Consider the following 21,161-nt stretch of genomic DNA (forward strand, 5'->3'; position numbering starts at 1 on the left):
GCAGGTGTACGAAATTGTCGGTGGCGGTTACTGGGTTACTCACAATGACTCCGACGAGTTGATGAAACGGTTAGGGACGAGTCCCGGGTCAGTCTCCGCGCAGCACCGCGAGGGCGTGATTGAGGTCGGCCGGGTATTCGGCGTTGTAGGTGACCCATTCATGGCTGTCCGGGTGGGTGAAGGCCAGCTGCTTGGCGTGCAGCCACTGACGTTTCAGACCGAGCCGGGCCGTGATCGACGGATCGGCACTGTACATGGCGTCACCGACACACGGATGCCGTTGCGCGGTCATGTGCACGCGGATCTGGTGGGTGCGCCCGGTCTCCAGATGCACCTCGAGCAGCGAGGCCGAGGGGAAGGCTTCGAGGGTCTCGTAGTGGGTGATCGAGGGCTTGCCGTCGGCCATCACCGCGAACTTCCAGTCCGACCGCGGGTGGCGGCCGATCGGGGCGTCGATGGTGCCGGTGAGCGGGTCGGGGTGCCCCTGAACGACGGTGTGGTAGATCTTCTCCACCTCGCGGTCGTGGAACGCTTTCTTGAGCGCGACGTAGGCCGTCTCGGATTTGGCGACAACCATGAGTCCGCTCGTGCCCACGTCGAGCCGATGCACGATGCCGGCACGTTCGGCTGCGCCCGAGGTGGCAATACGGTAGCCGGCGGCGGCGAGGGCGCCGGGAACGGTCGGGCCGGTCCAGCCGACGCTCGGGTGCGCGGCGACTCCGGCCGGCTTGTTGATGACGACGATGCTCTCGTCGTCATGTACGACGGTGAGGTCGGGCACGGCGATGGGGATGATGCGCACCGGCTGCTTGGGCTGCCAGGTCACTTCGATCCAGCTGCCGGCTCGCAGTCGATCGGACTTGCCGACGATGGTGCCGTCGAGCACGACGCCACCAGCTTCGGAGACCTCGGCGGCGAAGCTGCGCGAGAATCCGAACAGCTTGGCCAGGCCGGCGTCAACCCGCACACCCTCCAGGCCGTCCGGAAGAGGCAGCGATCGCCGTTCCGGTGGGCTGCTCAGGTCGACGGGACCACTCACGGCAGGGCCTCGGCCCCGGGAGCTGGCCGGTCGCTGGTCGTCGAATCGGGGGCGGTGGTCTCGCTGGTGCGTGTATCGGGGGTCACAGCATCCGTTATAGAGAGAGAAGTTTCGCCAGGCACGGCCGTTGCGACGGGTGCTGTCGCGGTCTTGCTGACGGCCACGACCTTGTTGCCGTCGAGGCCGATGCCGCGGATGGTCAGGATCATGAAGATGATCATGCTGGTGACGATGGCCATGTCGGCGACGTTGTAGATCGCCGGCAGCAGCCAGGGGGTTGAGATGAAGTCGACCACGTGCCCGACTCCAAAGCCCGGTTCGCGTAGCAGCCGGTCGGTCAGGTTGCCGAGTACTCCGCCGAGAAGCAGACCGAAGACAAGGCCCCAGGCCAGTGAACGGATGCGCCGGGCGAACCAGACGATGAACACCACGACGGCACCGGCGATGATCGAGAAGATCCAGGTGGACCCGCTCGCAAGCGAGAATGCCGCGCCCGGGTTCCGAACGAAGTGTAGTTGCAACACATCATTCAGAACCCGAATCACGGAACCCTCGGTCATCGAGGCGACGACGAGGTACTTGCTGTATTGATCGAGGGCGTAAATGCCCAGCGCGACGAGGGCTAGAACGATAAGCGCTCGCGAACGCTTCTTCGTTCGGGCCCTAGGCTCCAAAGCCCTGGAAGCTGGGCTTCGGCGCGTTGGTATCAGCCGTGGAGCCAACCGAGCTCGCGTCGAGGTCGTGCAGCTGACCCTCGATGTAGCTCTTGAGTTTCAGGCGGTATTCGCGCTCGAACGTGCGCAGCTCGTCGATCTTTCCTTCGAGGGTAGAGCGCTCCTTGTTGAGCTTTTCCACCTGGATGCGCTGCTGGGTTTCGGCTTCGGCGATGACGCGTGCCGCGGTGGCGTGGCCCTCGGCGATCAGGGCGTCGCGCTTCTCGGCGCCTTCCTTGACGTGCTCCTCGTGCAGGCGGCGAGCCAGCTGCAGCAGGTTGGTCGTACCTGCCGTCTCATCGATCGGCGTTACAGCGGCAACAGCGGCGACCGGAGCGGCGACGACGGGCTCGACCACGACAGGTTCGGCCGAAGCGGCGGCGACCGGGGCGGACTCGGCTGAGGGGGAAGCGCCCCCACCGACCTGGCCGCGCAGTTCCTCGTTCTCCTTGGTCAGGCGACGCAGTTCGACGACGACCTCGTCGAGAAAGTCATCGACCTCGTCCTGGTCGTATCCCTCACGGAACTTGGTCGACTGGAACCTTTTGTTGACTACATCTTCCGGAGTTAGCGCCATGGCTTTCCACCCTCAAAACTTGAATTTATTGTGAACATTTGACTGACCTGAGCCAATGAGTGGCTCAAGTATTTTCTTTGACTACGGGCTGCCAACGAGCGAGTGCGGGCTCACGGCCAACCAGTCATCCGACAAGGATACATGCCCCGGTCGGACGATTACAGTAAGCCCGACAGGGACATGCCCACGATGCAGCAAAGCATCGTCAGCGTGAAGCCGAAATCCAAGGCGATGGGCCCGATGCGAAGCGGCGGGACCAGACGACGGAAAAATCGAACCGGCGGATCGGTCAGCGTGTAAACGAGTTCGACGGCAACGAGAAGGGCGCCCTGCGGACGCCAGGCTCGGTTGACTCCGCGTACGAGGTCGATGATGAAGCGACCCCAGAGCACGAGGAAGTACATGAAGAACAGGAAATAGAGAAGATTCCCCAGGATCGGTATACCAGTCACACTTAAGTCTAGCCTTGCGCGAAGAAGGAGCTGTCCTCGGCGCCCTCTTCGGTGGTGCTGTCGCCGGAGACGACAACGTGCGACGGCGAGAGCAGGAAGACCTTGGCGGTCACGCGCTCGATCTTGCCGTACAGGCCCTGCGACAGGCCGCTCGCGAAGTCGATGAGACGGCGAGCATCGCCGTCGCTCATCTGCGACAGGTTGATAATGACCGGGATGCCTTCGCGGAAGGATTCGGCGATGGCCTGGGCGTCCTTGTAGGCGCGCGGGTGAACGGTGAGGATTTCATTCATTTCGGACGCAGCCACATCTTGGGGGGTCGAGGTCTTGCGCAGGGGGGTCACCGGCGCGCGCCCGGCATGGTTCTGGGCCGCGCTGGAGTGAGCGGCATTGTCGTGTCCACGTGCCGGAACGGCACTGACATGATTGGCGGAGCCGTTGTTGGCAGCGCCGTTGTTGTTGGAAGCACCGGCGGGCGCCTGGTACTCCAGCTCTTCGTCTGCCAGACCCAGGTAGACCATGGTTTTCTTGAGCGGGTTGGACATGTCGACCTCCGTGTTGGTTTGCTACTTCGAGATTAACCGAGCACCGGGCGATTGCCGGTGATTGCGGTGCCAATTCTTAGGTGTGTCGCCCCTTCGAGCACGGCCGCCGCGTAATCCTGGCTCATGCCCATGGACAGTGCGGTGGCCCCGGGAGCCTGCGTACGAATCTGCTCGCTGAGTTCACGCACCCGGGCGAAGGCCCGGCGCGGCTCAGCCGGTTCTCCGCTGGCGCCAAGCGGAGCAACAGCCATGAGGCCGAGCAAGCGCAGCCCGGAAGTGGCGAGAACATCATCAACGAGGGCCGACAAGTGCTGCGGGTTCACGCCGCCGCGCGCGTCATCGTCGGTGAGATTGACCTGTATGAAACAGTCGATGCCCGACTCTGTTGAGCTCAGCGCGGCGACGAGGGATGCACGATCAACCGAGTGGATGACGTCGGCATAGGCCCGAACCTGACGGGCTTTCTTGCCCTGCACCTGCCCGACGAAGTGCCAGACGAGGTCGAGATCGACCAGGTCTGCAGCCTTGGCCTGCGCTTCCTGATGCCGGTTCTCCCCCATGTTGCGCACGCCGAGGGAGTAGAGCTCCTCGATCAGGGACACCGGATGGAATTTGGTGACGACGATGGTGGTGATGCCGGCCGGGTCGCGACCAGCCACGCGTGCGGCGTCGAGAATGCCCGCACGCACCGCGCCCAGACGAGTGGGCAGATCCCCCGGCGCCGTCGTGTTCTGTGACGGGTCTGCGGGGTCCAGGTGAGAAAATGCCATGCTCTTGCTGCTCTGTTCGTGAGATGGGGTTCGGTGCAGGCGGCGAAAACGCTACGTCCCGGGGCCGCCGTGAAGGCGGCAGCCCCGGGACTGAAACAACTCGCCTATTTGAGGAAGTCGGGGATGTCCAGGTCGTCTGCTTCTTCTTCAAAGGCAGGGTCGGCCACGGTCACGCCGCTGGCGGAGTCCGAGCCGCCCCAGACGGAGGCCGCAAGCTCGCCATCGCTGTAGCTGCCCGAGTCGGTCGCTGGGGCTCCGGTGGCGCTGCCAGCGGATGCTCCCGCTCCGGCCGCGGCCGTTCCGGCACCCGCCGCGATTCCCGCCGCGACGAGGTCGGCGCGCCGCACCTCGACCGCCTTGGCGCCGGGCTCACCGCCGTCGAAGCCGGCAGCGATGACGGTAACCCGTACCTCGTCACCCAGGGTGTCGTCAATGACGGCACCGAAGATGATGTTGGCTTCGGGGTGCACGGCCTCCTGCACGAGGCGGGCCGCGTCGTTGATCTCAAAGATGCCGAGGTTGGATCCGCCCTGGATTGACAGGAGCACTCCGTGGGCACCGTCGATCGACGCTTCGAGCAGCGGCGAGGCCACGGCGAGTTCGGCCGCCTTGATCGCACGGTCAGCGCCGCGAGCAGAACCGATTCCCATGAGGGCCGAACCGGCGCCCTGCATGACCGACTTGACGTCGGCAAAGTCCAGGTTGATCAGGCCGGGGGTAGTGATGAGGTCGGTGATGCCCTGCACACCGGCCAGGAGAACCTGATCGGCGGTCGCGAAGGCTTCGAGCATGCTGATGCCGCGGTCGCTGATTTCGAGCAGGCGATCGTTCGGAACGACGATGAGGGTGTCGACCTCGTTTTTCAGCGAGGCGACGCCGGTCTCGGCCTGCGCCTGACGACGCTTGCCCTCGAAGCCGAACGGCTTGGTGACCACACCGATGGTGAGCGCACCGATCGACTTGGCGATGCGGGCGACGACGGGGGCGCCACCGGTTCCGGTACCGCCGCCCTCTCCGGCGGTGACGAAGACCATGTCAGCCCCGGCAAGGGCCTCTTCGATCTCCTCGGCGTGATCCTCGGCGGCGCGGCGACCCACCTCGGGATCAGCGCCGGCACCGAGGCCGCGGGTGAGGTCACGACCGACGTCAAGTTTAACGTCGGCGTCGCTCATGAGCAGAGCCTGAGCATCCGTGTTGATGGCGATGAACTCGACACCGCGGAGGCCCAGTTCGATCATGCGGTTGACGGCGTTGACGCCACCACCGCCGATGCCGACAACCTTGATGACGGCTAGATAATTTTGATTGTTTGACACGTCCGGCCTCCGGGTGGAACCCTAAACCTCTAGTCGAAGTTTAAAGTTATGCTGAGTATGCAATTCCTGATTACGAAAGTATGCGGACGCGGCGCGTCGCTGGGGAGGCGCGCCCGCGTGTCGCGAAGAACTCGTCGATTCTCTCCCTTGGCCCAGCTTCAGGGCCCAGTCGAGCTTCACTCGCCCGCACGCTGCTGGCGCCCCCGGCACGCCAGGCACGCCAGGCACGCCAGCAGTTTTCGGCAGCGCGTGCAGCATTGCGGCGCGCCACCGGGGCGGTTGGTGCTCGAACAGGGAACTCTGGGCCGCAAACTAGCGCAGTACGGCGCTGTCGGGTGACGAGACGTCGTATTCGTTCACCGTGCCGGCCGGGTGACCGATGAGCAGCGCCGCGAGCACGACCGCCTTGTACTCGGACTTCTCCGGGCTGCCCCAGACCACCCGTTCGCCGCCGAGCAGGCTCAGGGTGACGTCGTCCGTAGTGACCGCCGTCACCGAATCCAATTGAACACGGATGCGCTCCGGCAGCACGGCGAGCACCGCCGCAGCGGCTTTGAACCCCGCGCTGTCGATGCCGTCCGGCGCATCGACCAGTGGATAGCCAACGGTGCGTTCCGGCGTCGTCTCAATGACGACCCCCGCGGCGTCGACCAGGTCGAATCCGGTCGGACCGGCCAGCACCCCTACGGGCACCCGCTCGATGATGCGCACCACGAGCTTGCCGGGTGGGCGGCTCTCGGTGACATAGCTCTGGATGAGTGTGAACTGCGACAGCGCACCCTTCACCACGTCGGCGTCGATGAGCGGCAGCGGGGTTCCGAGCTGGTCGGCGAGGGCCGCCGAGACGTCCGCTGCCGGGATGCGGCTGGTCCCGACGACCTCGATCGTGCGCAGGGCCATGAGCGGTGAGTAGGCAGCACCGATGATGAACCCGAAAGCGAGCACGATCGAACCGAGACCGAGGATCCACGCGGTGCGCCGTCGCCTGGCACGTCCGGTGAACCGACGCACCTCGGCCCGTTCGAAGCGTTTACGGGCACGCTGCGCGGCCCGCAGCACCGACCGGGCCGCTCGTGCTCCCGCCGTGCCGCCGGAGTGCTCCACGGTCGGCACCGCCTTCGCAGCTGGCACCGCCTTCGCTGCTGGCACCGCCTTCGCTGCTGGCACGGCGGTGGCGGCCTGCCGCAGGACCGGCGTAGGAACAACCGTGAGCGGCGAAGCGGATGCGTCCCCCCCGAGCACGATCGGTTCCGTCGTGGTGTCTGACGGGTCGAAGCGTTTCGGCGCGCGGGCACGGTCGGTACCAGCGCGGCGCGTTCCCCTGGGCTTCGCCGCGTCGGGCTTCGCCGTCTTCGCCGGGCGGCCCGTCGCTGCAGCGGCGTCAGGCGTGGTGCGCGGCGCCGGCGTCGACTTGACGCGGGGTGTTTTCGCTGCCGCCTGTGCCGTTGGTTCCGCGGCCGGAGACGGCGCGCGGTCCGGCTCGCGTGGCGGCTTCCCGGGGCGGTCGAAGCCGGCCGGCCGCCTCACCGCAGCCTCATCCGTGAACCTGTTCGAGCGCGGCGAGCAGTTGGGGCACAATGCGATTCACGTCGCCGCAGCCGAGGGTCACGACGAAATCGCCTTCGCGGGCGATGCTGGCCAGGTAGTCGGCGGCATCCTGCCAGTCGGGCACGTAAGCAACGTGGGACGGGTCACGGAACCGCTCCGAGACGAGTGCGCCGGTGACACCGGGTTCTGGGTCTTCGCGGGCGCCGTAGACGGCGAGCACGATGGTCTGGTCGGCGAAGGCCTCGAGGGTGTCGGCGAATTCCTGGGCAAACAGCCGGGTGCGGCTGTACAGGTGCGGCTGGTGAACGGCGATGATACGGCCCTCGCCCACAACGGTGCGGGCCGCGGCGAGGGCAGCAGCGACCTCGGTCGGGTGGTGGGCGTAGTCGTCGTAAACGCTCACGCCGCCGACCGTGCCGTGCAGTTCGAACCGGCGCTGGGTGCCGCCGAAACCGGCGATGGCGTCGAGGCTGGCCGCCGGGTCGAAGCCGAGGCCGACCAGCACGGAGAAGGCACCGGCCGCGTTGATGGCGTTGTGCTTGCCGGGGACGCGCAGGGTGGCGCTGTAGTCCTGGCCCTGCCAGGTGACGCTGAAGCTGACCGGCCCGGTCGTGGTGATGGAGTGCACGCGTACCGTGGAATCGGGATGCTCGCCGAACGTGATCACGCGGGCGGCGGCATCCGCTGCTGCGATCGTTGCGGTGACCCGCACAGCGCCGACGTCGTCGGATGAGATAACGACGAGTTCGCTCGCCTTGCGGCTGAATTCGACGAAGGCGGCCTCGAAGGCTTCGAGTGAGCCGTAGTGGTCGAGGTGGTCGGGGTCGACGTTCGTGACCAGCGCAACCGCCGTGTGGTACAGCAGAAAGGAGCCGTCGGATTCGTCTGCTTCGACCACGAACAGGTCGTCGGCGCCGCTCGCGGAGCTGACCCCGAGGGATTCGATCACACCGCCGTTGACGAAGCTGGGGTCCTGGCCGAGGCCGAGCAGCCCGGTGACGATCATGCCGGTCGAGGTGGTCTTGCCGTGCGCGCCGGCCACTGCCACGAGGCGTTGGTCCCGAATGAGCCAGGCCAGGGCCTGCGCGCGGTGCAGCACCGGGAGGCCTCGTTCATTCGCGAGCACGTACTCGGGGTTGTCCTGCCAGAGGGCGCCGGTGACGACGAGTGTGTCGGCCGAACCGACGTTGGCCGCGTCGTGCCCGATGAACACGGTGGCACCAAGCTCGCGCAGCGCCGTGACGTTGGGTGATTCCTTCGCGTCAGAGCCGGTGACGGTGTAGCCCCGGTTCAGAAAGAGGCGGGCGATACCGCTCATGCCGGATCCGCCAATGCCTACGAAGTGCACACTTCCGAGCTGGTCGGGAATGGTGAGGGTGAGGTCTGGTTTGATCACGGTGGTGCGCTCTTCTCGATTGAAACCAATAAACAGGTCGTGCGGGCACTACGTTACGCGTGCGGCCGCGAGGTCGGCGACGCGAGTGCCCCGTGCACGAGGTCGAGCATGCGGGCCGTTCCGTCGCGGGCACCAACGGATGCCGCCCCCCGCGCCATCGCCGCCACCCGCGCCCCATCATCCAACAGGGTCACCAGCTCACGCTGAACCCAGGCCGGTACGAAGTCGGCGTCGTCGATCAGCACGCCCCCACCGGCTGCGAGCACGGGCGAGGCATTGAAGCGTTGTTCCCCGTTGCCGACCGGGTATGGCACGTAGACGGCGGGAATGCCGAGCGCGCACAGTTCGCTGACCGTCGCCGCGCCCGCCCGCGTCACGGCAAAATCGGCAGCGGCGAGGGCGAGGTCCATCCGATCGCAGTAGGCGACCAGGTGATAGTCGGGCACGCCGGGGTCGATGACCTCGGCCTTGAGACCGGTGATGTGTAACACCTGCCAGCCTGCGGCGGCGAGAGCCGGGGCGGACTCGACCATGGTGGCGTTCAGCCGCCGCGCGCCGAGCGACCCGCCGGTGACGAGCAGTACCGGGCGGCCAGGCCTGAGATTGAAAAACTTCAGCGCCTCAACGCGCTTCGCCGGGCGGTCGAGTTCTTCGATTTCGGGCCGCAGTGGCATGCCGACGAACCGGGCATGCCGAATGGGCGTACCTTCGAAGGCGACGCCAACGTGCCGGGTCAGACGGGCGCCGAGCTTGTTGGCCAGCCCCGGTTTGGCGTTGGCCTCGTGGATGACGATCGGCACCCCGACTCGTCGGGCAGCGAGGTAGGCCGGCGTTGAGACGTAGCCACCGAAGCCAACGACCACGTCGACGTGACGCGAGCGAAGAACCTGCGCGACCCCGGTCACCGCGGCGGCGAAGCGCGGCAGAAAGCGCACGGCGGCCGCGTTCGGCCGGCGCGGAAACGGAACCCGGGGTACGACGATGAGTTCGTAGCCGCGGGCGGGTACCAGGCGCGCCTCGAGACCCTCAAGGGTGCCGAGAACGAGCACCGTAGCATCCGCTTCACTGGCGCGGATGCGGTCGGCGACCGCGAGCAGGGGGTTGACGTGGCCGGCGGTTCCGCCGCCCGCCAGAAGGTACGTGGTCATGCCCGGTCAGCCTCAATGCGGTCGGTGTCGCGGTCGTCGAAATCGTTCTGGGGTTCGCTTGAGCGGTCGCCGCGCGCGAAAGACAGCACGATGCCGATCGCGACGAGGGTGGTGAGCAGCGCGGTGCCACCGGCCGAGATCAGCGGCAGTGGTACGCCCAATACGGGGAACACTCCGAGCACCACGCCAATGTTGACGAAGGCCTGGCCAATGATCCAGACCATGGCGGCGGCGGTCGAGACCTTCGCCTGCACGGTCGTGGCCGTGCGCATGATGCGCAGAAAAGCGAAGGCCAGCAGGATGAACATGCCGAGCACCACGATGCAGCCGATCAGGCCGAGTTCTTCGCCGATGATGGCGAAGATGTAGTCGTTGTCGGCGGCCGGCAGCCACGACCACTTGGCCTTGGAATTGCCGAGGCCAACGCCGAGCACTCCCCCGTTGGCCAGCGCCCAGGTGCCGTGCAGCGGCTGCCAGCAGCTTTGGGAAATCTCCCCGCTCAGCTCGGTGCAGCCCTCGTTGAGAAAGCTCATGATGCGAGTCAGCCGGTTGGGACTCGCGATGGCCAGCACGACCGCGCCGCCAACGCCAATTAGCAGCGGCACGGCGAGCAGGCGCAGCCTGACGCCGGCGAAGAACAACGCCCCGAACAGGATGCCGGCCATGATCATTACCGTGCCGAGGTCACCGCCGATCATGACGAGCAGCACCGCGCCACCGCCGACGCCGAATACCGGGATGAAAACGTGTTTCCAGTCGTCGAGCTGATGCTGTTTCTTGGAGAGGATCACCCCGAGCCAGATGACCAGGGCCACCTTGATGCCCTCGGACGGCTGAAACTGGATCCCGAAGATATTGAGCCAGTTGGTGTTGCCGCCGGTGCCCCGGCCGAGTCCGGTCGCCACGACCAGAAATTGCAGAAAACAGGTGATCAGCAGCGAAGGCCAGGCCACGCGCCGCCAGAAGGCGAGCGGCAGGCGGCTGACGACGAGCATCAGCGGGATGCCGATCAGGGCGAACATGCCCTGACGCAGCAGACCACCGAAAAAGCCCATATCGGCCAGAAAGGAGTCCACCGACGACGAGGAAAGCACCATGACGAGGCCGAAAATGACCAGGAACAGGGTGGTGCCGAGCAGGAGGAAGTAGTTGCCACCCTCGGCCTTGAACACCCGACCAAGATTGATTCGAACCTGTGGCCCGCCCAGCGTTTGCGCCGCCGGTTTCGCCGGTGCATCGGACGAACGCCCGGTGCGTGCGGCCGTAGCAGTACGGGGAGTCGCCCCGGTGCGGGACGTCGCCGCGGTGCGGGACGTCGCCGCGGTGCGGGACGTCGCCGCGGTGCGGGACGTCGCCGCGGTGCGGGACGTCGCCGAACGCGACGCGGGGTTGCGCGGCACCTGTACCATCCGCGTCACCTGCCTAGAAGATCGTGTACTGCCTGATTGAAAAGCCGGCCGCGGTCGGCGTAGCTCTCGAACTGGTCCATTGATGCGGCCGCCGGGGCCAAAAGCACGGTGTCACCGGCACGAGCCAGTTCAGCGGCCAGCCGAACCGCCCGCGTCATCACTTGTTCAGTGTCGTCCGCGTCGATCTCGAACACGGTCAGGTCGGGGGCGTGTCGCGCGAATGCCTCCCGTACTGCCAGACGATCAACACCGATAATGATCGCACCGCGCAGGCGGCCGACGTGTTTCTGCACGAGCTGGCCGATGTCGACGCCCTTGAGCAGCCCGCCGACCAGCCAGACGACCGACTCGTAGGCCGCCAGGGAGGCGTCGGCGGCGTGCGGGTTGGTGGCCTTGGAATCGTCGACCCATTCCACGCCGTCGCCAATGGCGACGGTTTCGATGCGGTGCGCGTCGAGGTGGAATGTTTCCAGCGCCGTGTGAATGGTGGCCGGCTCGACACCGTACGACCGGGCCAGGGCGCTCGCCGCGAGCACGTCCATAATAACGTGCGGGGCACCGAGGCCGGCCGCGACGAGGTGCGGCACGGTGGTGAGCTCAAGAGCGCGTTCGAACCGGTCCTCGAGAAAGGCCCGGTCGCAGAGGATGCCGTCAACGATGCCCAGCTCGCTCGGTCCCGGCACGCCGAGGCCGAAGCCGATCGCCCTGGCTCCGTCCTGAACATCGGCCTCCTGCACCATCGTGAGGGTCGCGGCATCCGCTGTGTTGTAGACGCAAGCCACGGCGGTGTTCAGGTACACCTTGGCTTTGGCGGCGCGATAGGCGGCAGCCGTTCCGTGCCAGTCGAGGTGGTCGTCGGCGACGTTAAGGCAGAGGCTGGCCCAGGGTGCCAGAGCGCCCGGTCCGCTCCGCGGCAGATGGTGCAGCTGGTAGCTCGAGAGCTCGACGACGAGTACGTCCCAGCCGGCGGGATCACGGATGGCGTCGAGCACCGGCACGCCGATGTTGCCGCAGGGGGCGACGCGGCTGCCGTGGGCGGCGAGCATGGTGGCGGCGAGCTGCACGGTGGTGGTTTTACCGTTGGTGCCGGTGACGAGCATCCACTCGGCGGCAGCGCCAACCTTGTCGCGGAGGCGCCAGGCCAGTTCGATATCGCCCCAGACCGGCACGTGGTTCTCGGCAGCCCACTGGAGCAACGGGTGGTCGGGGTGAAAGCCGGGCGAGACGATGATGACTTCCGGCATCTGCGCCGCGAGCTCTGCCGGTACCTCGCGCAGGTCTGCCTGCACGAACGGCACCCCGAGCACCCCGAGCAGGTCGAATCGTTCGTCGGGGCCGGGAGACGCCAGCACCAGCACGTCGGCGCCGAGTTCGGCGAGGGTATCGGCGGCGGCGAAACCGGTAACGCCGAGGCCGAGCACGGCCACGCGCAGGCCGCTCCAGTTGGCGTGCCAGCTGGTGAGCTGATCCAGGTGGTTGTGTGACGCAGCGTCAACACTCACTAGCGCGACAGCCATTCAAGGTAGAACGAGCCGACGCCGGCGGCGACGAGCAGGCCGCCGATGATCCAGAATCGTACGACGACGGTGACTTCGGCCCAGCCTTTAAGCTCGAAATGGTGGTGAATAGGGCTCATCAGGAAGATGCGTTTACCGTGGGTGATTTTGAAGTAGGCGCGCTGCACGATCACCGATCCGGCTTCCATCACGAACAGGCCGCCGATGAGCACGAGGAGCAGTTCGGTGCGGCTGAGGATGGCCAGGGCGGCGAGGGCGCCGCCCAGGGCGAGCGAGCCGGTGTCGCCGAGGAAGATCTTCGCCGGTGAGGTGTTCCACCAGAGGAATCCAATCAGGCCGCCGACGATGGTCGCGGCAACGATGGCGAGGTCGAACGAGTCGGGGCCGAGGTAACACTTGTACTGGTCGGCGGCATCCGCTCCCCCGAAGCAGCTCTGATTGGACTGCCAGAAGCCGATCACGACGAAGGAACCGATAGCGAAAATGGATGCCCCGGTAGCGAGGCCGTCGAGGCCGTCGGCGACGTTGACACCGTTCGAGGTCGAGGCGACGATCAGGCAGATCCACAACAGAAACACCGCGATACCGATGAAGGTGCCGAGTTTCATGAAGTCGATCGGCAGGTCGCGAATGAACGACACGCTGGTCGAGGCGGGTGTCTGGCCGTTGCGGTCGGCGAATTGTAGCGACAGGATGCCGAAGGCGCCGGCGACGATGACTTGCCCGAGCACCTTGGACCAGCCGCCCAGGCCGAGGCTGCGCTGATTGCGGGTCTTGAGGAAGTCGTCGAGAAAACCGACGAGTCCAAGGCCGACCATCATGAACAGTACGAGCAGTGGCGACGGCGTGAACGGTCGTTGTTCGATCAGCATGGCGGTGAAATAGCTGATCAGAACGCCCAGGATAATGATGATGCCGCCCATGGTGGCGGTGCCGCGTTTGGCGTGGTGGCTCTTGGGACCGTCGTCGCGAATGAACTGGCCCCAGCCGAACTTCTTGAACAGTCGAATGAACAGTGGCGTCAGGAACAGGGTGAACGCGAGCGAGAACGCACCGGACAGCAGTAAAACTCTCACGAGAACAAGTCTCCCAGTCGATCGCCGAGAAATCGCAGACCCGCGGAATTGGATGACTTCACGAGTACCGTGTCCCCCGGATTCACGCTGTTACGCACCAGTTCGAAGGCTTCATCCGGTGTGTCGACATAGGCCGATTCGCCGTCCCACGATCCCTCGTTGATGGTGCTGATGTGCATGCGACGCGCCTTCTGGCCCACCACGATCATCTGGGAGATGTTCAGACGCACAGCGAGCAGGCCGATGCGATCGTGCTCCTCGCCGGCCAGCTCCCCCAATTCGGCCATCTCGCCGAGCACCGCGATGGTGCGCCGGCCGGGGGTGCCGATCTGGGCGAGCGTCTTAAGCGCGGCGCTCATCGAGTCGGGGCTCGCGTTGTAGGCGTCGTTGATAACGGTGACATCGTCTTTGCCGCCCAGAACCTCCATGCGCCAGCGTTCGGCCCTGGTGGTCGTTTCAAGGGCGTCAACGATGTTCGTCAGCGACACCCCGAGTACCTCAGCGGCGGCGGCGGCGGCCAGCGCGTTCATGACATGGTGCTCACCGAGCACGGGGAACACAATCGGGGCGCTCTGCCCGTTGGCGAGGTGCAGGGTGAATGTCGTGCCGGTGCGACCGGAGTGCAGCTCGCTCGCTCGCACATCGACTTGGCCGTACTCGCCGAACCGCACGACGCGGGCGGGGGTGATCGCGGCCATCTGCGCGACGCGCGGATCGTCGGCGTTGAGCACCGCGACATCCGTCTCAAGCAGGTCGGTGACCATCTCCGATTTGGCGCGCACGGTGGCGTCGAGGTCGCCGAACTCGCCGGCGTGGGCGAGCCCGATGGTGAGCACGATGCCGATGTCGGGGCGGGCGAGGCGCACGAGGTGCGCGATAGCGCCCTCGCTGCTGGCGCCCATCTCGATCACGAGGAACCGGGTGTCGCCCGTAACCTCGAGCATCGTCATCGGCGCGCCGACCTGGTTGTTGAAGGAGCCACGCGGGGCGACAGTTGGACCGACGCGTTCGAGCATGCTGCGGAGCAGGTTCTTGGTGGTGGTCTTGCCGTTGGACCCGGTGACCGCCACGATTTTGAGCGCCCCGGCCGCGCGAACCCGTGCCACGACCGCGGCGGCCAGGTCGCCGAGCGCGGCGACAGTATCGGTGACGACGATCTGGGTAACCGGCAGGTCGAGCAGTCGTTCAACGATGAACAGTGCGGCCCCACGCTCAGCGGCGATGGGCGCGAACAGGTGCCCATCGGTGAGCGCTCCGGGCTTGGCGACGAAGATGGAGCCGGGTTCGATCAGCCGGGAGTCGGTTTGCACCGAACCGTCAACGAGGTCGGTGAACGCAGCGCCGTCGGTGAGGTGCAGCGCACCGTCGACGGCCTGGCTCACCTCGGCCAGGGAAAGGGCGATCATTTACAGCCACCCTGCGTCGCGAAGCGCCTGGCGGGAGTCATCCCTGGCCGAATACGGCAATTTTACGCCTTGTACCTCGTGGTAATCCTCGTGGCCTGGGCCGGCGTACAGAATGGTGTCTCCTTCGTGTGCGAGTGACAACGCCATGCGGAATGCCGCACGCGGGTTAGCCACTTCGTAGAACTCGCCGTCTGGCACGGCGTCACGCGCTGCTGCCAGCAGTACGGCACGGATGCTCGCGGCATCTTCGAATCGCGGGTGAAAGTCGGTCACGACCACGATATCGCTGCCCTGGGCGGCGATCCGCCCCATATCGGCGCGTTTCGTGCTGTCGCGGTCGCCGTCGGCGCCAAACAGCATGATGAGCTTGCCGGGAGTGAATTTGCGCAGGGCGGCGAGCGTGTTGAGAAAAGCGTCGGGGCTGTGACCGTAGTCGATGTAGACGAGCGGGCCCCGATCACCGGAGATACGTTCGGCACGCCCGGGAATGAAAGCGACGATGCCGCCGTCCCGGCCGAGGGTGTGTGCGATCGCGTCGAGGTCGAACCCGCTCTCGACGAGCATGACGATGGCTAAGGCCGCGTTGGCGGCCATGTACCAGCCGAGCAGCGGCACCCTGGTGTGCAAGCGGCGACCGTCGGGTCCGTCGAGTACGAAGTCGGTGTGACTGGAGGATTCGCCGACCACGGTCATGTGCCAGTCCGCCTCTACATCGGCCCGGTTGGTGATGGTCGTCACCGGGATGCGACATTCCTCGGCGAGTCGTCGGCCCCAGTCGGTATCTACCGTGACGACGCCGCGGTGCGACCGGTCGGGCTGGAACAATTCGAGCTTGGCCTGGAAGTAGTCGTCCATCGCTGCGTAGTCGTCGAGGTGATCGTGACTGAGGTTGGTGAACGCGGCGACGTCGAAGACGAGCCCGTCGACCCGATAGCGGCTGAGCGCCTGCGCCGACACCTCGATGCCGACGGCGCGCACTTCGGCCTCGTTCATGCGGGCTAGCAGAGCGTGCAGTTCGCTGGCTTCCGGCGTCGTCAGCGCACTCGTAACGGCGAGGTCGCCGATGCGGCGTTCGGCGGTCGAGGTCAGTCCCGATACGACGCCGAGTTGGTTCAGGATGCCGAAGAGCAGGTAAACGACGCTGGTCTTGCCGTTGGTGCCGGTCACGGCGAACAGGGTCGCCGGGTTGTCAGCGGTGCGGTAGATCCAGGCGGCGACAGCGCCGAGCGCGGCGCGGGCATCCGGTGTCACGAGCACCGGGAGACCACTGGCGCCGGCGAGCAGCAGGCCGGCCTCATCGGTCAGGATCGCCACGGCTCCGGCTTCGGCGGCAGCCGCGGCGAAGGTCGCCCCGTGCAGGTGCTGGCCGGGGACGCCGACATAGAGGTCACCTGGCTGCACCGTGCGCGAGCTCAGGCTCACTCCGGTGACTTCGAGACCGTCGATGTCTCCACGTAGTTCTAGATCAAATTCGGCAACCAATCCCGACAACGACCGCGGAACGGGGTGCTCGGGACGGAGAGCCGACGGCGCCAATTCAGACACGCAGGGCTCGCTTTCTTACCAGGTGGAAGGGAGGTCAGGCGCAGTCGCGCCGGAGGGAACCGCCCGGTACTTTTTCAACACCTGGCTCATGATCTCCTGGAAGACCGGAGCCGGTGCGGCAGACGTGTTCAGTTTAACAGGGTCGGCGATGCTGACCGAGACGACATACTGCGGATCGTCGGCGGGGGCGAAGCCCGACACCGAGACCAGATACCCGTTGGAGTACCCGCCCTTACCGTCAGGCATCTGCGCGGTTCCGGTCTTGGCCGCGACGCGATAGCCCGGGATTTTCCATTTGCTCTGCACCCAGCTCTTCTGGTAAACCATCTCCAGCACGTCGCTCGTGTCATTCGCCGCGCTCTCCGACAACACCCGGGTGCCGGTCGCATCCGGCACGTTCGTCATCGAGCCGTCGGGCTGGCGGCAGCCTTCCACCAGTTGCACCGGCATCCGCACGCCGTCGTTGGCGATGGTCTGGTAAATGCTCGACACCTGCAGAGCAGTCGTGGTCAGGCCCTGCCCAAACATGGTCGCGTAGCTGGTCTGGTTGTCCCACTCGTCGACGGGATGCAGGATTCCGCCGTCTTCTCGGGGGAACCCGGTTTCGGTGGGGGTTCCGACGCCAAAGGCCTTGATGTAGTCGTAGCGCTGCTTATCGGTGAGCAGTTCGCCGAACTTGGACATGCCGGTATTGCTGGAGTCGATCAGCACACCGGTCATGGTCATCTGCTGGTCGGGGTGCGAGTGGCTGTCGTTAATGTTGGCGCCGTTGGACGGCAGATAGCGGTACGGCGCCACGACACCGGTGCCCGGCGTGGCGACGCCGGCATCCAAAACGGATGCCGCGGTGAGCGCTTTGAAAGTCGAGCCGGGTTCAAAGGACTGGGTGAACGCGCGCGAGCCGCGATCGTCGGGATTCTCGGTGCCGCCGACGTTGTTCGGGTCGACCGAGGGATAGTCGGCCACGGCGAGGAGCTTGCCGGTCTTGGCGTCCTGCACGACTGCGGTTGCCCAGGCTGCACCGGTCTCCTGCGCCCGGGCCGCGAGGGTCTGCTGCACGAACCACTGCAGATCGGAGTCGATGGTGGTGACGACGTCACCACCATTTACCGCAACGGTGCTCGTGACGCTACTGCCGGGAATGCGCACCCCGTCGGCACCCTTCTCGTAGGTTTCCGAGCCATTCGTGGAGGCCAGGCAGGTGTCCTGCCCGGATTCGAGGCCGGCCTGCGGCACGCCCTCCCCCGACAGGAAGCCGAGCACGTTTCCGGCGACGGCTCCGTTCGGGTAAACCCGGCTCGGGCTGTTTTCGGAGTAGGTCCACGGAATGTGCAGGTCCTGAACGGCGCGAAGCACGTCGACGTCGACTTTCTGGGCGATATAGGCGAAGTTCGCCTTGGCGTTCGCTTCGAGGGCCGTCGACAGTGTTGACAGGATGGCGTCACCGGTCTGGCCGGTAGCGGCACCGATTTCGGCGGCGGCTTCAGCCACCGAGATTTCAACCTTCTTGCCGTCGACGATGCGCTTGAACGGGGTCGCGTTTACCGGAGACATGGTGATGTTGTAGCGCATAACCGTTCCGGCCAGCACGACGCCATTGGCGTCGACGATCTCGCCCCTTGAGCCGTAGACGACCTGGCCGACCGAGCGGTTACCCACGGAGTCGGCGGTGAGGGAATCGGCCTGCACCACCTGGATATCCACGAGCCGCACCAGGAACACGCCGATCACCGCGAACAGCACGACAACGGTGAAGAAGGTGCGGCGACGGCTCGACCGGGAATTGGTCGGGTTGTTTCGGGCGCCGGTCTTACGGGCACTGCTGTTGCGCACGTTCATCTGCCCATCATGGTCGACTCGAGAAAACTATCGGGTAGTGGGCGCCGCGAGTCCCGCAGGAACTACCGGGGCGCTCGTGATCGATACGGCACCGCTCGTTGCCGCCACGTCGTCCGGAAGCTGCGTGAGTGGAGTGCTGCCGGTCAGGAGGGCATTGGGTACGAGGCTGGCCGCTCCGGCCTGCGAACCCGACGCCGAGGCCGGCGCACCCAGAACAGCGCCGTCGGAGAGGCGCAGGTAGACGGGGTTGGAGTTGCTGATCATGCCGAGGCCCTCGGCGTTGGCAGCCAGACTCTGTGGGGACGATACCCGCACCAGGTCTTCGCTCACGCTGGCGGCGGTGCGGCCGAGCTCGGACTGGCTCGACTGCAGGCTGGAAATCTCGTAGGCGCCCTGGGAAATTCCGACGCTGAGCAGCAGCTGGGCGACGATGATGGCGGCCATGCCGGCCACCGCGGTGAGAGCGTAGAAGATGCGCGGGCGGGTCCGGCGGTTCGGGGCGGGCGCGACGAGGCGAAAGCCGCGGCGGGACGGCGCCGCGAGCGGTTCGCGTTCATTCGACTCGTGTTCAATGAACGCGCGTGCCAGGTTGTCGCTCATGCGGCGGCCCTTCTCAGTCTTTCAGCGGCGCGCAGCCTGACCGGCGTCGCGCGGGGGTTGAGTGCCTTTTCTTCGTCGGAGGCCAGTTCGGCACCGCGCAGGAGCAGGGAAAACAGCGGTTTGTGTTCGGGCAGTTCCACCGGAAGCCCGGCAGGAGCCGTGGAACCGGATGCGGCGGCGAGGGCCCGCTTGACGATGCGGTCTTCGAGCGACTGGTAGGCCATGACGACAATGCGACCGCCGACGGCTACCCGGTCGAGCGCGGCGGGAATGGCGCGTTCGAGCACAGCCAATTCCTGGTTGACCTCGATGCGCAAGGCCTGGAATACCCGTTTGGCAGGGTGACCGAGCCGTTGGATGGCGACCGGGGTGGCCCTGGTAATCACGTCGACGAGCTGGGCTGACCGCACGAAGGGAATCGTTTCGCGAGCCTCGACGATGGCTTTGGCGTAGCGGGCGGAGAGTTTCTCCTCGCCGTAGTCCTGGAAGATGCGTTTGAGGTCGCGTTCGCTGTAATCGGCGAGGATGCTTTCGGCAGTCAGACCGGCGGTGCCGTCCATGCGCATATCAAGCGGGGCATCCTTGGAGTATGAGAAGCCGCGTTCGACTCGGTCGATCTGCAGCGAGGAGACGCCGAGGTCGAATAGTACGCCGGCGACCTCGGTGATGCCGAGGTCGTCGAGGGCCGTTCCGATGCCGTCATAAACGGTGTGCACGAGATGCACCCGGTCGCCGAAACCCTTGAGTCGTTCCTCGGCGATGGCGAGGGCCTCGGTGTCGCGGTCAAGACCGACGAGAATGAGATCGGGAAAGCGCGACAGAATCGCTTCGGCGTGGCCGCCCATGCCGAGTGTCGCGTCGACGAGCACGGCGCCTGGCCGTTCAAGCGCGGGCGCGAGCAGCTCGACGCAGCGTTCAAGCAGGACCGGGGTGTGGATTTCGTTGCTGGCCATAATGCCGGGAAAGTCCGTGAGGCCTGATTCCCCTCCATTTCGTCCTGGCACCGGGGAAGTGTGTCAGGGCAAAAACGGCTGGGAGTCAGGCATCAGGGGCTAGAAGAGTCCCGGAATCACCTCCTCCGTCGTGTTGGCGTACGAGGTTTCCTGCTCCGCGAGGTATGTGGCCCACGCTTCGCTGTCCCAAATCTCGACTCGGCTGCCAGCACCGATGACGGTCAGTTCCCGGTCAAGCCCCGCATAGCTGCGCAGGTTGCCGGGGATGGTGACGCGGTTTTGTTTGTCCGGCGTTTCGGAACTCGCCCCAGACAGGAACACCCGGAGGTAGTCGCGAGCTTGCTTGCTCGTCACCGGTGCCTGGCGGATCTTGTCGTGGAGGGTTTCGAATTCGCGGGTGCTGAACACGTAGATGCAGTGTTCCTGTCCCCGGGTCATCACCACGCCGGTGGAGAGTTCGTCCCGAAACTTCGCGGGAAGAATGATGCGACCTTTTTCGTCGAGCCGGGGGGCGTAGGTGCCAAGGAACATGCATCACCCCTTTCTTCCGGCCAGATTCAGGTGTAGCTCCACTTTACTCCACCTTCAACCACCAACCTAAGATTTTACGGTGAATTCTGTAATTTGATGCGATTTACTCTCAAATTCATTGGTATCCAGCCGTGGAGGAAAATGGAGTGCACTTCGCTAAAACGACTGTTTTCGCCCTGCTTTAGGGCACAAAAAAAGGGCCGATCAGATGATCGGCCCTGCGAAACTACTTTTCTATGAAGTTATAGGAGCCCGGTGGAGGGGCGTGGTGTGGGCGTCGAACCACTCTCGACCGTCAAGCTGCTGACCCTAGAGCGACTGACACTCGAGCTACTGCCCGTCTTGCCGGCGGTCCCACCGTTCGTTGAGGCGATCCATGAAGCCCTGGGCTGATTTAGCCTGCGCCGGGCGGCGACCTGGAGCGGACGGCCCCGGTACGGATCGAATGGCTTTGCCGGGCGTCACGGCGATCAGCACACCGCCGAACATGACTATGAAACCGAGAATGCCGAGCCACAATTGCGCGATGGCAACGCCGGCGATGAGGGCGACGATGCCGGCGACGGCGAGCAGAACGCCGATCGCTATAGAACGATAGTTCGGGCGAAGCCTCGACGCTCCAACGCTGGCGACAAAGTCGGCATCGTTGTGATAGAGGCTGCGCTCCATCTCTTCAAGGAGTCGCTGCTCCTGTTCCGAAAGCGGCATCTCATTCCCTCCAGTTACGGGATCGAGCGGGTAGGTTGACAGAATCGAACCGGACAAGCTCAAATCAGTTAAA

20 protein-coding genes are annotated in these 21,161 nt (G+C 65.4%); all 20 read right to left on the minus strand.

Annotation, left to right across the window (positions count from 1 at the left end):
• Positions 1-88: 88 nt before the first annotated feature.
• Positions 89-1,039 (minus strand): RluA family pseudouridine synthase, encoded by a 951-nt coding sequence (locus tag QMK31_RS11415; RefSeq protein WP_283501074.1) that lies wholly within the window; start codon positions 1,037-1,039, stop codon positions 89-91.
• Entirely contained in the window at positions 1,036-1,713 is a 678-nt protein-coding gene (gene lspA / locus QMK31_RS11420) for a signal peptidase II (RefSeq protein WP_283501075.1), read from the minus strand. The genes QMK31_RS11415 and lspA overlap by 4 nt, the downstream gene beginning before the upstream one ends.
• Positions 1,703-2,329, minus strand: coding sequence for a DivIVA domain-containing protein (locus tag QMK31_RS11425; RefSeq protein ID WP_283501076.1), 627 nt, complete (start codon positions 2,327-2,329; stop codon positions 1,703-1,705). Before QMK31_RS11425 ends, lspA begins: the two co-directional genes overlap by 11 nt.
• Positions 2,330-2,487: 158 nt before the next feature.
• Complete coding sequence (locus tag QMK31_RS11430; protein WP_283501077.1) at positions 2,488-2,781, minus strand: YggT family protein; 294 nt, start codon at positions 2,779-2,781, stop codon at positions 2,488-2,490.
• Positions 2,782-2,789: 8 nt separating this feature from the next.
• Positions 2,790-3,326, minus strand: a complete 537-nt coding sequence (locus QMK31_RS11435; protein ID WP_283501078.1) for a cell division protein SepF — start codon at positions 3,324-3,326, stop codon at positions 2,790-2,792.
• A 32-nt stretch (positions 3,327-3,358) separates the two neighbouring features.
• Positions 3,359-4,096 carry a YggS family pyridoxal phosphate-dependent enzyme gene (locus QMK31_RS11440; protein WP_283501079.1) on the minus strand — a complete coding sequence of 246 codons (738 nt, stop codon included), beginning with the start codon at positions 4,094-4,096 and terminating at the stop codon, positions 3,359-3,361.
• A gap of 104 nt (positions 4,097-4,200) precedes the next feature.
• Positions 4,201-5,412 carry a cell division protein FtsZ gene (gene ftsZ / locus QMK31_RS11445; protein WP_283501080.1) on the minus strand — a complete coding sequence of 404 codons (1,212 nt, stop codon included), beginning with the start codon at positions 5,410-5,412 and terminating at the stop codon, positions 4,201-4,203.
• A gap of 312 nt (positions 5,413-5,724) precedes the next feature.
• The gene (locus tag QMK31_RS11450; RefSeq protein WP_283501081.1) at positions 5,725-6,939 is read right to left on the minus strand and encodes a cell division protein FtsQ/DivIB; all 1,215 of its coding nucleotides are present in this window, start codon (positions 6,937-6,939) and stop codon (positions 5,725-5,727) included.
• A 7-nt stretch (positions 6,940-6,946) separates the two neighbouring features.
• A complete protein-coding gene (gene murC / locus QMK31_RS11455) occupies positions 6,947-8,356 on the minus strand; it encodes a UDP-N-acetylmuramate--L-alanine ligase (protein WP_283501082.1) in 1,410 nt (469 codons plus the stop codon).
• 53 nt (positions 8,357-8,409) lie between these two features.
• Positions 8,410-9,504, minus strand: coding sequence for a UDP-N-acetylglucosamine--N-acetylmuramyl-(pentapeptide) pyrophosphoryl-undecaprenol N-acetylglucosamine transferase (locus QMK31_RS11460; protein ID WP_283501083.1), 1,095 nt, complete (start codon positions 9,502-9,504; stop codon positions 8,410-8,412).
• Positions 9,501-10,913, minus strand: a complete 1,413-nt coding sequence (gene ftsW / locus QMK31_RS11465) for a putative lipid II flippase FtsW (protein ID WP_283501084.1) — start codon at positions 10,911-10,913, stop codon at positions 9,501-9,503. The genes QMK31_RS11460 and ftsW overlap by 4 nt, the downstream gene beginning before the upstream one ends.
• A gap of 5 nt (positions 10,914-10,918) precedes the next feature.
• A complete protein-coding gene (murD, locus tag QMK31_RS11470; protein ID WP_283501085.1) occupies positions 10,919-12,415 on the minus strand; it encodes a UDP-N-acetylmuramoyl-L-alanine--D-glutamate ligase in 1,497 nt (498 codons plus the stop codon).
• Positions 12,415-13,506: a phospho-N-acetylmuramoyl-pentapeptide-transferase gene (gene mraY, locus QMK31_RS11475; protein ID WP_283501086.1), complete on the minus strand. Its 1,092-nt coding sequence runs from the start codon at positions 13,504-13,506 to the stop codon at positions 12,415-12,417. The genes murD and mraY overlap by 1 nt, the downstream gene beginning before the upstream one ends.
• Positions 13,503-14,912, minus strand: coding sequence for a UDP-N-acetylmuramoyl-tripeptide--D-alanyl-D-alanine ligase (locus tag QMK31_RS11480; protein ID WP_283501087.1), 1,410 nt, complete (start codon positions 14,910-14,912; stop codon positions 13,503-13,505). The genes mraY and QMK31_RS11480 overlap by 4 nt, the downstream gene beginning before the upstream one ends.
• Entirely contained in the window at positions 14,913-16,457 is a 1,545-nt protein-coding gene (locus QMK31_RS11485; protein WP_283501088.1) for a Mur ligase family protein, read from the minus strand. It abuts the gene before it with no gap.
• A gap of 15 nt (positions 16,458-16,472) precedes the next feature.
• Complete coding sequence (locus tag QMK31_RS11490; protein WP_283501089.1) at positions 16,473-18,296, minus strand: peptidoglycan D,D-transpeptidase FtsI family protein; 1,824 nt, start codon at positions 18,294-18,296, stop codon at positions 16,473-16,475.
• A gap of 27 nt (positions 18,297-18,323) precedes the next feature.
• Positions 18,324-18,896, minus strand: coding sequence for a cell division protein FtsL (ftsL, locus tag QMK31_RS11495; RefSeq protein WP_283501090.1), 573 nt, complete (start codon positions 18,894-18,896; stop codon positions 18,324-18,326).
• Positions 18,893-19,849, minus strand: a complete 957-nt coding sequence (gene rsmH, locus QMK31_RS11500) for a 16S rRNA (cytosine(1402)-N(4))-methyltransferase RsmH (protein WP_283501306.1) — start codon at positions 19,847-19,849, stop codon at positions 18,893-18,895. The genes ftsL and rsmH overlap by 4 nt, the downstream gene beginning before the upstream one ends.
• A 99-nt stretch (positions 19,850-19,948) precedes the next feature.
• Positions 19,949-20,380 carry a division/cell wall cluster transcriptional repressor MraZ gene (mraZ, locus tag QMK31_RS11505; protein ID WP_092110083.1) on the minus strand — a complete coding sequence of 144 codons (432 nt, stop codon included), beginning with the start codon at positions 20,378-20,380 and terminating at the stop codon, positions 19,949-19,951.
• Positions 20,381-20,710: 330 nt separating this feature from the next.
• Positions 20,711-21,088, minus strand: a complete 378-nt coding sequence (locus QMK31_RS11510; protein ID WP_283501091.1) for an SCO2097 family morphological protein — start codon at positions 21,086-21,088, stop codon at positions 20,711-20,713.
• Between the last annotated feature and the right edge of the window lie 73 nt (positions 21,089-21,161).

This window comes from Cryobacterium sp. PH31-O1 (genome assembly GCF_030063455.1).
GTDB lineage: Bacteria > Actinomycetota > Actinomycetes > Actinomycetales > Microbacteriaceae > Cryobacterium.

Bases quoted from the DNA above. Each gene is read 5' to 3' on its own strand.
- QMK31_RS11425 (WP_283501076.1), bottom strand. From the start codon at position 2,329: ATGGCGCTAACTCCGGAAGATGTAGTCAACAAAAGGTTCCAGTCGACC.
- QMK31_RS11435 (WP_283501078.1), bottom strand. From the start codon at position 3,326: ATGTCCAACCCGCTCAAGAAAACCATGGTCTACCTGGGTCTGGCAGAC.
- QMK31_RS11440 (WP_283501079.1), bottom strand. From the start codon at position 4,096: ATGGCATTTTCTCACCTGGACCCCGCAGACCCGTCACAGAACACGACG.
- QMK31_RS11460 (WP_283501083.1), bottom strand. From the start codon at position 9,504: ATGACCACGTACCTTCTGGCGGGCGGCGGAACCGCCGGCCACGTCAAC.
- ftsW (WP_283501084.1), bottom strand. From the start codon at position 10,913: ATGGTACAGGTGCCGCGCAACCCCGCGTCGCGTTCGGCGACGTCCCGC.
- QMK31_RS11480 (WP_283501087.1), bottom strand. From the start codon at position 14,912: ATGATCGCCCTTTCCCTGGCCGAGGTGAGCCAGGCCGTCGACGGTGCG.
- QMK31_RS11490 (WP_283501089.1), bottom strand. From the start codon at position 18,296: ATGAACGTGCGCAACAGCAGTGCCCGTAAGACCGGCGCCCGAAACAAC.
- ftsL (WP_283501090.1), bottom strand. From the start codon at position 18,896: ATGAGCGACAACCTGGCACGCGCGTTCATTGAACACGAGTCGAATGAA.
- rsmH (WP_283501306.1), bottom strand. From the start codon at position 19,849: ATGGCCAGCAACGAAATCCACACCCCGGTCCTGCTTGAACGCTGCGTC.
- mraZ (WP_092110083.1), bottom strand. From the start codon at position 20,380: ATGTTCCTTGGCACCTACGCCCCCCGGCTCGACGAAAAAGGTCGCATC.
- QMK31_RS11510 (WP_283501091.1), bottom strand. From the start codon at position 21,088: ATGCCGCTTTCGGAACAGGAGCAGCGACTCCTTGAAGAGATGGAGCGC.